10 protein-coding genes are annotated in these 12,464 nt (G+C 61.6%); 3 read left to right on the top strand and 7 right to left on the bottom strand.

Annotated elements, in window-relative coordinates:
* Positions 1-10: 10 nt before the first annotated feature.
* Positions 11-826 carry a rhodanese-like domain-containing protein gene (locus EJD88_RS22870; protein ID WP_099583686.1) on the top strand — a complete coding sequence of 272 codons (816 nt, stop codon included), beginning with the start codon at positions 11-13 and terminating at the stop codon, positions 824-826.
* 15 nt (positions 827-841) lie between these two features.
* The gene (asd, locus tag EJD88_RS22865) at positions 842-1,702 is read left to right on the top strand and encodes an archaetidylserine decarboxylase (RefSeq protein WP_099583687.1); all 861 of its coding nucleotides are present in this window, start codon (positions 842-844) and stop codon (positions 1,700-1,702) included.
* A 55-nt stretch (positions 1,703-1,757) separates the two neighbouring features.
* Here the strand turns inward: asd and serB are convergent, their stop codons facing one another.
* On the bottom strand, positions 1,758-2,972 hold the full coding sequence (serB, locus tag EJD88_RS22860; RefSeq protein WP_122305487.1) for a phosphoserine phosphatase SerB: 1,215 nt from the start codon (positions 2,970-2,972) through the stop codon (positions 1,758-1,760).
* Between the two features lie 133 nt (positions 2,973-3,105).
* On the opposite strand from serB, the gene EJD88_RS22855 reads away from it, so the two are divergent.
* On the top strand, positions 3,106-4,632 hold the full coding sequence (locus EJD88_RS22855; protein ID WP_158879110.1) for an AhpA/YtjB family protein: 1,527 nt from the start codon (positions 3,106-3,108) through the stop codon (positions 4,630-4,632).
* 170 nt (positions 4,633-4,802) lie between these two features.
* On the opposite strand, the gene EJD88_RS22850 is transcribed toward EJD88_RS22855, so the two are convergent.
* The 6 genes from EJD88_RS22850 to cpdA form a co-directional block, all read right to left on the bottom strand.
* Positions 4,803-5,513, bottom strand: a complete 711-nt coding sequence (locus EJD88_RS22850; RefSeq protein WP_177411506.1) for a membrane integrity-associated transporter subunit PqiC — start codon at positions 5,511-5,513, stop codon at positions 4,803-4,805.
* 176 nt (positions 5,514-5,689) lie between these two features.
* Positions 5,690-7,954: a DNA topoisomerase IV subunit A gene (gene parC, locus EJD88_RS22845; protein WP_112193112.1), complete on the bottom strand. Its 2,265-nt coding sequence runs from the start codon at positions 7,952-7,954 to the stop codon at positions 5,690-5,692.
* Between the two features lie 73 nt (positions 7,955-8,027).
* On the bottom strand, positions 8,028-9,023 hold the full coding sequence (locus tag EJD88_RS22840) for an esterase-like activity of phytase family protein (RefSeq protein WP_099583692.1): 996 nt from the start codon (positions 9,021-9,023) through the stop codon (positions 8,028-8,030).
* Entirely contained in the window at positions 9,023-10,927 is a 1,905-nt protein-coding gene (parE, locus tag EJD88_RS22835; RefSeq protein ID WP_158879109.1) for a DNA topoisomerase IV subunit B, read from the bottom strand. The genes EJD88_RS22840 and parE overlap by 1 nt, the downstream gene beginning before the upstream one ends.
* 54 nt (positions 10,928-10,981) lie before the next feature.
* Positions 10,982-11,590, bottom strand: coding sequence for a YqiA/YcfP family alpha/beta fold hydrolase (locus tag EJD88_RS22830; protein ID WP_158879108.1), 609 nt, complete (start codon positions 11,588-11,590; stop codon positions 10,982-10,984).
* A 49-nt stretch (positions 11,591-11,639) separates the two neighbouring features.
* Entirely contained in the window at positions 11,640-12,455 is an 816-nt protein-coding gene (gene cpdA / locus EJD88_RS22825; protein ID WP_158879107.1) for a 3',5'-cyclic-AMP phosphodiesterase, read from the bottom strand.
* Positions 12,456-12,464: the final 9 nt, after the last annotated feature.

Genomic DNA, 12,464 nt, shown 5'->3' with positions numbered 1-12,464 from the left:
GAGACCTCACATGCCTGACTTCTCTGGCTTGCCGCTGGTGATCGAATCCAGCGACCTGCTCGGCAGACTGGATGCCGAGCACCTGATTCTGGTGGACCTCACCAGCGCCGCCCGCTACGCCGAAGGGCATATCCCCGGCGCGCATTTCGTTGACCCCAAGCGCACCCAACTGGGCCAGCCGCCGGCACCCGGCCTGCTGCCCAATAAAGCCGACCTGGAAAAGCTCTTCGGCGAACTGGGCCACACGCCCGACGCCACCTACGTGGTGTACGACGACGAAGGCGGCGGCTGGGCCGGGCGTTTTATCTGGCTGCTCGACGTGATCGGCCACCAGAAATATCACTACCTCGATGGCGGCCTGCTGGCGTGGCTGGAAGATAAGCACCCTGTTTCCACTGATGTCCCAGCTCCAGTCGGCGGCCCGGTCAGCCTCACGTTGCACGACGGCCCCACCGCGACCCGCGAATACCTGCAAAGCCGCCTCGGCGCGGTCGACCTGGGCATCTGGGACGCACGCGGCCCGCTGGAGTACTCCGGTGAAAAGGTGCTTGCCGCCAAAGGCGGGCACATCCCCGGCGCGGTGAATTTCGAGTGGACCGCCGGCATGGACAAGGCACGCAACCTGCGTATCCGCCGCGACATGCCGCAAATCCTTGAAAACCTCGGGCTGACGAAAGATAAAGAAATCATCACCCACTGCCAGACTCACCACCGCTCTGGCTTCACCTACCTGGTGGCCAAGGCGCTCGGTTATCCGCGAGTCAAAGGTTATGCCGGTTCCTGGGGCGAATGGGGCAACCACCCCGACACCCCCGTTGAGATTTAAGGTTTAAGGACAGTTATGAAAAAGCAGTTGTTTATCCTCAGCCAGTACTTGCTGCCGCACCACCTGCTGTCGCGCCTGGCGGGCTGCATTGCCGAGTGCCGCGTGCGTTGGTTCAAGAATGCATTCACTACCTGGTTCGCCAAGCGCTACCAAGTGGATATGTCTCAAGCGTTGGTTGAAGACGTGACCGCCTACGAGCACTTCAACGCCTTCTTCACCCGCGCCCTCAAGGATGGCGCGCGCCCACTGGACCCAACTCCAGGCGCGGTGCTCAGCCCGGCCGACGGTGCGGTCAGCCAGCTCGGACCGATTGAACATGGTCGTGTGTTCCAGGCTAAAGGCCATAGCTTCAGCGTGCTGGAGTTGCTGGGTGGTGATGCGGCTGTAGCAGCACCGTTCATGGGCGGGGATTTTGCGACAGTTTATCTATCACCCAAGGACTACCACCGCGTGCACATGCCACTGGCCGGCACCCTGCGGGAAATGGTCTATATTCCGGGCCGCATCTTCTCGGTCAACCAGACCACCGCCGAAAATGTGCCGGAGCTGTTTGCGCGTAACGAGCGCGTTGCCTGCATCTTCGACACCGAGCGTGGTCCGATGGCCGTGGTGTTGGTGGGTGCGATGATCGTCGCGTCGATTGAAACCGTATGGGCTGGCCTGGTAACACCACCAAAGCGCGAGCTGAAAACCTTCCGCTACGACGAAGCCGCACGTGCGCCGATTCACCTGGAGAAAGGCGCGGAGCTGGGCCGCTTCAAGCTGGGTTCGACCGCGATTGTGCTGTTCGGGCCGGATCAGGTTAAGTGGTCTGAAGAACTGCTGGCGGGTTCGCCTGTGCAGATGGGTCAAGGCATCGCACTGCCGAAAGCGTAATTCCAGAGCTGTAAAGATCCAATGTGGGAGGGGGCAATCCCCCTCCCACACTCAGTTACAGCTGACCGTCGCGGTCGCGAAAGCCCAGCAGATACAGCACGCCATCCAACCCCAACGTCGAAATCGCCTGCTTGGCCGATTGCTTGACCAACGGCTTGGCACGGAACGCCACACCCAAGCCGGCAATCGCCAGCATCGGCAAGTCATTCGCGCCGTCGCCGACCGCAATGGTCTGCTCCAGACGCAAGCCTTCCTTGTGGGCCAACTCCTTCAGCAGATCCGCTTTGCGCTGTGCGTCGACAATCGGCTCCACCGCCACGCCCGTCACCTTGCCATCCACCACTTCCAACTCATTGGCGAACACATAGTCGATGCCCAGCTTGGCCTGCAATTGCTTGGCGAAGTAGGTGAAGCCGCCGGACAGGATTGCAGTCTTGTAGCCCAGGCGCTTGAGTTCGGCGAACAGGGTTTCGGCGCCTTCAGTCAGGCGTAGCGAGGCACCGATAGAGTCCAGCACGCTGACATCCAGGCCTTTGAGCAGCGCCAGACGTTCTTTGAAACTGGCGCGAAAGTCCAGCTCGCCGGCCATGGCGCGCTCGGTGATCGCCGAAACCTGCTCACCCACGCCCGCGGCCTTGGCCAGCTCGTCGATGACTTCCGCTTCGATCAGCGTGGAGTCCATGTCGAACACCGCCAGGCGACGGTTGCGACGGAATAGCGAGTCTTCCTGGAAGGCGATGTCGACATTCAGCTCCTGGGCCACACTGAGGAATTCGGCGCGCAGGGCCTGCGGATCGGCCGGTTCGCCGCGCACGGAGAACTCGATGCAGCCCTTGCCCTGGTCAGCAGGCGTGTCCAGGGGCATGCGGCCCGACAGACGGTCGATATGGTCGATATTAAGGCCGTACTGCGCCGTGATCGAGCTGACGCGCTGCAGTTGTTCGGCGGTGACCTTACGGGTCAGCAACGTGACGATATGGCGCTTCTTGCCCTGGCCGGCCACCCAGTGCTGGTAATCCTCTTCGGATACCGGGGTGAAACGCACCTGTTGGTCGAGCTTGTACGCGGTAAAGAGGATGTCCTTGAGCACTGACGAGGCCTGCTCGGTGCTAGGGATTTCCACCAGGATGCCGAACGACAGGGTGTCGTGGATCACCGCCTGGCCGATGTCGAGAATGTTCACACCACCCTGGGCCAGCACACCGGTAATGGCAGCGGTAAGACCCGGACGGTCTTCGCCAGTGATGTTAATCAGGACAATTTCGCGCAAGGCGCACCCCCAGGCTGGAAAAAAACCGCATTCTACCCACTTTCAGTGACCATCGGGCACAGCCAGCGCTTTGCCGGTCTTGGGCCTGTCGCTATACTGCGCGTCAACTTCACGGACCGAGAGCCGAGCGCAAGTGAACCGGCCCACGCCAGTAAAAACCGATAACTTCTTCCTGCTGATCTTCCGGGCACTGCGCCACCGCCGTGTACCGATCGCATTACGCATCGCCAGCCATAACGTGATCCTGGTCGCCCTGGCCCTGGTGATCTATGCCTGTGTGATGGGTTTGCAGTTCAAACAGGCCATGCACGAGCAAGCCGACGCCCTGGGCGAGAGCCTGACCACCCAGACCGCCACCTCGGCGACTGAGCTGTTGGTGTCCAACGACATCCTCAGCCTCAACGTGCTGCTCAACAACCTGACCAAAAACCCGCTGGTGGCCCACGCCGCGATCTACAGCGTGGACAACCGCATCATGGCCGAAGCCGGGCAGCGCCCGAAAAACGGCCTGCTGGGTGAAGCCGAAGGTCTGTACCAGAGCAACATTACATTCCAGGATGTGAAAGCCGGCCAACTGCGCATCAGCCTGGACATGCAGCAATTCCAGCAGCCGATGACCATCAGCCTGCAAAGCATGGGCATCCTCAGCGCGATCCTGCTGGCACTGGCACTGGCCTTGAGCCTGCGCCTGGGCCGGCATATCTCCACGCCCTTGATGCAACTGCGCATCTGGCTGCGGGATATCGACGAACACACCCCGGCCACCGACCGCCAGGATGAGATAGGTGACCTCGCCCGCCAATTGCACGCCAGCTTCGCGCCGGAGCCAGCGCCCAAGGCTGAGCCGGAACCTGAGTTCGACGACACCGATTACGACGACGAGCCAGAGTTTGAAGTGCGCAACCTGCGAGATCCAGGCTTCGATGAAAGCGCGCCGGCGGCAGGTCTCAAACCCGCTACACGCAAGGTAATCCAGGCCGAAGAAGACGAGCTGGACGACGAAGACCCCTTCGCCGACCTGCGCGACACCTCGGTCAGCAGCCCGGCCATCGCGCCCAAGCCGGTACCGGCAAGGAACACCGAGCCCCAGCACAGCGCCGTACTGGCCGTGCAACTCGGTGCCCAGGACCAACTGCGCCGCCTGCCCCGCGCACGCCTGACCGAATTGCTGGAACGTTATCGCGATTGCCTCGACCAGGCCGCCTCGCTGTACCAGAGCGAACTGCACACCCTGAACGATGGCAGTACGCTGATGCTGTTCCACAGCGAAGACAGCGGCGAAGACTACCTGACCAACGCCATCTGCTGCGGCGAGTTGCTGCGCGCCCTGGGCCATGCCCTGCAGATCGAAGTGGCGGACAGTGGCATCACCCTGCAACTGCAACTTGGCTTGACGGTAGGTGACGACCTGTTCGGCATGAGCCAGATCGACCTGCTGCTGACCGAGATCGCCCAGGACGCCCTGGCCCTGTCGCAACACAGCCGCAACCTGCTGCTGGTGGAGCGCAAGATCAGTGAGGACACGCTGATCCGCCAACGCGCCCGCATCCGCCCGATTGCCAGCCCTGAAGGCGCAAGCTGTGTGGAGCGGCTGATGGAGCCGTACCCGTCGATGCTGGAGCGCCAATTGGCGCGGATGCACGAGACCCGCAAGCCCTGAAGAACACTGCTGGGCTAATGTGGGAGGGGGCTTGCCCCGATAGCGGTGGTTCAGTTAATGATGTGCCAACTGATACTCAGCCATCGGGGGCAAGCCCCCTCCCACATTTAATCGCACACAAATAAAAAGGCCCGCTGAATGAGCGGGCCTTTTTATTTGTGCGATTCAGATCAGAACCTGAACACTTCCATATCCGTACGGATCGGCGTAGCCATCGGCATTTTAGGCTTCTGCGGTTCTGCTGGCCTGGCCTGCACCGCCGGGGCTTGCTTGCGCGGCGCCTCGGCAATCGGCGGCTGGTTGGCCAATGGCTTGAGGGCCACCGACAACTGCTGCGCCAGGTTCTGCAACAACACGCCCTGGGCCTGGACCTGCGACGCGGTAGTACCGGCGTGCTGCTCCTGCAAATGCACGATGCGGCTGTCGCGCACCTGGCCACGACGGTCGATCAAGCGCCACTGCGCATCGAGGATCGCCGGTTGCGAAGTCCCTGAATCCAGCCGCGTAATGGTCAGTAAAACCTGCACATCCGGCGAAAAACCGGCGGGCGCAGGTGAGAGGACCACACGCTGGCTGTCCAGATGACCGGCTACCTGGCGCAGCATCAACTGGTTGATGTCGGACGACAAACTGCCCGCCCAACGGCCATCGGTGGAACCTTGCAGGCTGCCGTCGTTCTGACGTTGCAGCAGGGTTTCGCGTTGCAGGTAGTCGGCGACAACCACCGGGCCCAGCAGAACCGCCATACCCGCACTTTGTGCGGGTTGCGCCGGACTTCCGCTGTCCAGCTGGTACAGCGACACCGGTTGGTGTGTGCTGCAACCCGCCAGCCCCAAAAGGCCAGCGAGCATCAAAAATAGAGGAAGGCGTGGAGCAGTCATCATCCCATCCAGGTGGCTGCCAAAAGGCGAACCACAATGTAATACTAAAAATAACCTAAACACGCTCGGCCACGCCGGCGCTGGAAAGGCCATATCATCCGTGAATATGCGCCGTGACTCCAGCGCCAAAGCGTCGATCTACGCTTTAAATCGTAGATCGAGGGCTCTAGTACGCCTTAAACGGGCGTTTCCACCAGCAATGCGTCTACCCGCTGGAAACCTCGCGGCAGTTTATTACCACGCCGACCACGCTCGCCCTTGTAGTGCTCAAGGTCATCGGGACGCAGCGACAGCGTGCGTTTACCGGCCTGAAGTACCAAAGTAGCGCCCTCCGGGATCACTGCGATGTCGGTCACGTACTCTTCGCGACTGGCCACCCGCTCCCCTGGAATACCAATAATCTTGTTGCCCTTGCCTTTGCCCAACTGCGGCAGATCGCTGATCTTGAACACCAGCAAGCGCCCTTCGGTAGTCACCGACGCCAGCCAATTGCTCTCACGGTCATCCACCGGTCGCGGCAAGATCACCTTGGCGTTGTTCGGCAGGCTCAACAGCGCCTTGCCCGCCTTGTTCTTGGCCTGCAGGTCTTCACCCTTGACCACAAACCCGTAACCGGCGTCGGAGGCGATGACATACAGCGAGTCATCATCCGGCAGCAGCACGCATTCAAAATTCGCCCCTGGCGGCGGCGTCAGACGCCCGGTCAACGGCTCGCCCTGCCCCCGCGCGGACGGCAAGGTGTGCGCCGGCACCGAATAGCTGCGCCCCGTGGAGTCGATAAACACCGCAAACTGGTTGGAACGCCCGGCCGCGGCGGTTTTAAAGCCATCACCCGCTTTGTAAGACAGGCCAGTGGCGTCAATATCATGCCCTTTGGCTGAACGAACCCAACCCTTTTCCGACAGAACGACGGTAATTTTCTCGTTAGGCAGCAGTTCGGTTTCTGTCAGCGCCTTGGCTTCAGCGCGCTGCACGATTGGCGAACGACGGTCATCGCCATAGGTTTCGGCGTCTTTGATCAGCTCGCTGCGCACCAGCTTTTTCAGCTTGGCTTCGCTGCCCAGCAGGGCTTGCAGCTTGGCTTGTTCCTTGAGCAACGCGTCCTGTTCGTCACGTAGCTTCATCTCTTCCAGTCGCGCCAATTGACGCAAGCGGGTGTCGAGGATGTAGTCAGCCTGGATCTCGCTCAGCTCGAAGCGCGCAATCAACTCGGCTTTCGGGTGCTCGGCGGTACGGATGATGTGGATCACTTCATCCAGGTTGAGATAGGCGATCAGCAAGCCATCCAACAGGTGCAGGCGGCGTTCGACCTTGTCCAGGCGGAATTGCAGGCGGCGACGAACGGTCTGTACCCGGAACTCCAGCCACTCCACCAGCAGGTTGCGCAGGTTTTTCAGCTGTGGCTTGCCGTCCAGGCCAATGATGTTGACGTTGACCCGGTAGCTGGACTCAAGGTCCGTGCTGGCGAACAGGTGCTGCATCAGCACTTCGTGATCGACCCGGCTGTTGGTCGGAATGATCACGATGCGGCATGGGTTTTCGTGGTCGGACTCATCACGCAGGTCGGCGACCTGAGGCAGTTTCGACGGTTTGGCCTGCATCAGCGCGGCGATCTGCTCCAGCACCTTGGCGCCGGACACCTGGTGCGGCAGCGCGGTGACAATAATGTCGCCGTCCTCGATGTGGTAGACGGCGCGCATGCGCACCGAGCCCTTGCCGGTTTCGTACATCTTCAGCAGGTCGGCACGCGGCGTGATGATTTCCGCTTCGGTCGGGTAATCCGGACCCTGGATATGCTCGCAGAGCTGCTCGACCGTAGCTTTTGGCTCATCCAGCAAGCGCACGCAAGCCGTGGCGACTTCCCGCAGGTTGTGCGGCGGTACGTCGGTGGCCATGCCAACCGCAATACCGGTGGTGCCATTGAGCAGGATATTCGGCAAACGTGCAGGCAACACCAGAGGCTCGTCCAGAGTGCCGTCAAAGTTCGGGCCCCAATCCGCAGTGCCCTGGCCGAGTTCGCTGAGCAGCACTTCCGAGTAACGCGACAAACGCGCTTCGGTGTAACGCATGGCGGCGAAGGACTTGGGATCATCCGGCGCACCCCAGTTACCCTGGCCATCTACCAGCGTGTAGCGGTAGCTGAACGGCTGCGCCATCAGCACCATGGCTTCATAGCAGGCCGAGTCGCCGTGGGGGTGGAACTTACCCAGCACGTCACCGACGGTACGCGCCGACTTCTTGTGCTTGGAATCGGCATCCAGGCCCAGCTCGCTCATGGCGTAGATGATGCGCCGCTGCACAGGCTTGAGGCCGTCGCCGATATGCGGCAAGGCACGGTCCATGATCACGTACATGGAGTAGTTGAGGTAGGCATTTTCGGTGAAGTCAGCCAGCGACCGGCGCTCTACGCCGTCTAAGCTGTCTGCGAGGATGTCACTCATGCGGGCCTCATCATTGTTTGGTAAGGCGCAGCGGAAATGCCGCTGCGCCGGGTCAATTCAAGTGTTTGATCATTCACGGCTGGGCACTCCAGCCGCCGACCGGGGCGGCAAAACGATAGACCACCGGGCGTTTTTCACCATCGGCGCGGGGGCCGAAGTTGTTGTCGATACCCAGCCATGCGCCCTCAGCGTCCACCACCAGGGCTTCAGCCAGGCCATAGGGCTGGGCGTAACGCCGCTCGGGCGTCAGGGTTTCGTCGGCAAACGACCAGCACAGCTCAACCTTGGCCGTGACCGCATCGCGGCGGCAAATCTGGAACGCGTTGCGCTCCAGGGTGAACAGCTTGCCGTTGAACAGGGAAAGATCAGCGAAATCCTTGGACACAGCCTTGGCGTCGGTGAACTTGGCCGGCTGTACTTCCTGGCCGGCCTCACTCAACAACACGCACGCGCCGTCACAATCCCACAGGCTTTGCGGGCGCTTGATGGAAATCAAGCCGCGCCGCTCGCGCTCCGCCGCCAACCAGATCTGATTGCCTTGCGGGTTCACCGCCAAGCCTTCGAACAAGGCATTGAAGTGCAGCAACATGCCACTGGCCCGCGCTTCACGCACCATGCCTGGGGCAATCTTCAGCCATTCAGGCGCGCCCGTGACCGGCACCTGCAGCACCGCCGCATGGGCTTCACTGACGATGTAGCGATTACCGGCGGCATCGCAGCTGATTCCTTCAAAATCCAGGTCGCCACCGCGAATGAACGAAGCAGCCTTGGTGCGCGAACGCAGCCCCCACGGCAGGCCGGATTCCGGCACAGGCGGGACATCGATTTTCAGCGTTTCGGCCTGCCAGGTCGGCGCGCTGATATCCAGGCGGTAGATCTGGTCGTCGTCACGGTCGGAAACCGTCCACAACTCCTTGCCGCACATAGCCAGCCCCGACAGGTTGCCGCCGCGCATGCCGTCCACCGGGTGCTCGGACACGAGCTTGAGCTCTGCCACGGGCGCAGCCACCACCGGGGTGGCCGCCAGCCCGCTCAACATCAGGATCGCCAGGGCGACGCCTGTGCGCATCAGCCCAGCACCTCGGCCAGGTTGCCTTTGGATTCCAGCCACGCCTTACGATCCGGCGCACGCTTCTTCGCCAGCAGCATATCCATCATTTCCGAAGTGCCGGCGTAGTCTTCCAGGGTCAACTGCACCAGGCGTCGGGTGTTCGGATCCATGGTGGTTTCACGCAATTGCGGCGGGTTCATTTCGCCCAGGCCCTTGAATCGCGTGACCTGTGGCTTGCCGCGCTTCTTCTCGGCAACCAGGCGGTCGAGGATGCCGTCGCGCTCGGCTTCGTCCAGGGCATAGAAAATCTCCTTGCCCAGGTCAATGCGATACAGCGGCGGCATGGCGACGTAGACGTGACCGGCATCCACCAGCGGGCGGAAGTGCTGTACGAACAGCGCACAGAGCAATGTAGCGATGTGCAGGCCGTCGGAGTCGGCGTCGGCGAGGATGCAGATCTTGCCGTAGCGCAGTTGGGCGATATCCGCCGAACCTGGATCGACACCAATGGCCACGGCGATGTTGTGCACTTCCTGGCTGGCCAGGACTTCACTGCCGTCGACTTCCCAGGTGTTGAGGATCTTGCCGCGCAACGGCAGGATCGCCTGGAATTCCTTGTCCCGCGCTTGCTTGGCGGAACCGCCGGCGGAATCACCTTCCACCAGGAACAGCTCGGAACGCATCGGATCCTGCCCGGCGCAATCGGCCAGTTTGCCGGGCAATGCCGGACCCTGGGTGATGCGCTTGCGCTCGACCTTCTTGCTGGCCTTGAGGCGACGGCCGGCGTTGTTGATCGCCAGTTCGGCCAGGGCCAGGCCCAGCTCAGGATGCTCGTTGAGCCACAGGCTAAAGGCGTCCTTGACCACACCGGAGACAAATGCTGCCGCCTCACGGGACGACAGACGCTCTTTGGTCTGCCCGGAGAACTGTGGCTCCTGCATCTTCATCGACAGCACGAACGCGATGCGCTCCCACACGTCTTCCGGCGCCAGCTTCACACCACGCGGCAGCAGGCTGCGGTATTCGCAGAATTCGCGCATGGCATCCAGCAGCCCCTGGCGCAAACCATTGACGTGGGTGCCGCCCTGGGCGGTGGGGATCAGGTTGACGTAGCTTTCCTGCACACTGTCGCCGCCCTCGGGCAACCACAGCAGCGCCCAGTCGACCGCTTCTTTATTACCGGCCAGGCTGCCGCAGAACGGCTCGTTTGGCAGGCGTTCGAAGTCGCTGACGGAATCTTCCAGGTAGGAGCGCAGGCCGTCCTCAAAGTGCCATTCGACCTTCTCGCCGGTGCCTTTGTCTTCAAAGATCACCAGCAGGCCCGGGCACAACACGGCCTTGGCCTTGAGCACATGCTTGAGGCGGCTGATGGAGAACTTCGGCGAATCGAAGTATTTCGGGTCCGGCGCAAAGTACACGCTGGTGCCGGTGTTGCGTTTGCCCACGGTGCCGATCACTTCCAGGTCGGTGGCTTTGTAGCCATCGGCGAAGGTCATCTGGTACTCGTTGCCATCGCGCTTGACCTTGACCCGCACCAGCGTCGACAGGGCGTTGACCACGGAAATACCCACACCGTGCAAGCCACCGGAGAACTGGTAGTTCTTGTTGGAGAACTTGCCGCCTGCGTGCAGCTTGGTGAGGATCAGCTCGACGCCCGACACGCCCTCTTCCGGGTGAATGTCCACCGGCATGCCGCGACCATCGTCGGACACTTCCAGGGAATGGTCAGCGTGGAGAATGACGTGCACCGACTTGGCGTGCCCGGCCAAGGCTTCGTCGACGCTGTTGTCGATGACTTCCTGGGCAAGGTGGTTCGGCCGACTGGTGTCGGTGTACATGCCGGGGCGTTTGCGCACCGGGTCGAGGCCCGAGAGGACTTCGATGGCGTCGGCGTTATAAGAGCTAGCGCTGGGAGTGGCCATGGGGTCTCGTCGTGAGTCGTTCGATTAAAAAGTAACCTGCGGTTTCCAAGGCAATTACAGTGCCGAAAAATCGAAGGATTGATACTGATCTGCGCCAATGCCGGCAAAGCTGAGCAGCGCCGGCAATTGCTGGGCGAACCCTTGGTAACCATGGTCGCCACCGGCCTGGATGCGCAAGGCACAGGCCCGGTAATACTGCTGGGCGAGGCGATAATCCAGGGTTTCATCCCCGGTCTGCAACCACACCTGGTAACGCGCCGCGTTCTGGGGCGCCGGCACTTCCAGCTCGGCCAGCGCCGTGACGTGGTCGTGGGTCAATTCCCAGGTTTCATCGGTGTAGAGGTTCTTCTGGGTGCCCAGGTAACCGTCGAACATCCGATGGGGGCTCACCGCCGGGTTGACCAGCAGCGCCTTGAGGCCATGGCGCTCGGCAAGATGGGTTGCATAGTAGCCGCCGAGTGAGCTGCCGACCAGCAGTGGCCGCCCCAGTTGGACAATGGCCTCCTCCAACTGAGGAATGGCCTGACGCGGGTGGTGATGCAGGGCCGGCACACGCAGTTGGTCGGCCAGGCCGAGGCTGTCCATCACGGTGATGAGCTGGCTGGCCTTGTTGGACGCCGGCGCACTGTTGAAACCGTGGATATACAGGATCGAAGCAGACATACCGGGCTCTCCGCGCTTGCGCCAAAAGGGCGCAGTTTACAGGTAAATCTCAGTAGCCGTTGCTACCGTAATCCACCATAAACGCGAAGCCGGCCAGCCGCTCTACACCAGTTTCCAACCGTCCGTCGGCATGCAAGCGCAGCCAACGATAGCCCGGCGCCTGCTCACTGACTTTGAAGTCCTCGCTGCCCGGTGCGAACTGGATGCAAGTGGATGGCGACGCCAGCAGGCGCACGCCGTTGCGCTCACGGTCGATTTCCTGATGCACATGACCCCAGAGCACGGCCTTGACCTGGGGGAAGCGGTCCAGCACGGCAAACAGCGCCTCGGGGTTGCGCAGGCCGATGGGCTCCATCCAGGCACAGCCGATGGACACCGGGTGATGGTGAAAGCACACCAGATGGTGACGGTTTGGCGCTTCGCTCAGAGCCTGAGCCAGTAGTTGCAGTTGTTGGTCTTGCAGGTAACCCGGCACGGAACCGGGTACGGCGGAGTCCAGCAGGATGACCCGCCAGTTGCCCACATCCACCACCGGCTCCAATAAATCGCTGTGCACGGCGGCGTGGGCCATGATTTGCGGTTCGTCATGATTACCGGGAATCCAGCGCGCCGGGGCATCGATCTGCCGGGTCATGTCACGAAACTGCTGGTACGACTCCAGCGTGCCGTCCTGTGACAGGTCCCCCGTGGCCAACACCAAATCGATGTGCGGCTGCTGCGCGCGCACCAATTCGATGACGCCTTGCAGGCTGTCACGGGTATTCATGCCCAACAGCACAGCGTCGGCCTCGGCAAACAAATGACTGTCGGACAGTTGCACCAGCAATACCGGTGCATCGGGGTTCACGGTGGATACGCTCGGCAAGGCGCTCTC

Origin of the sequence: Pseudomonas sp. PB105 (assembly GCF_009764655.1) — a bacterium.
GTDB classification, from domain to species: domain Bacteria; phylum Pseudomonadota; class Gammaproteobacteria; order Pseudomonadales; family Pseudomonadaceae; genus Aquipseudomonas; species Aquipseudomonas cyclaminis.
This window is presented reverse-complemented; position numbering and strand designations above follow the sequence as displayed.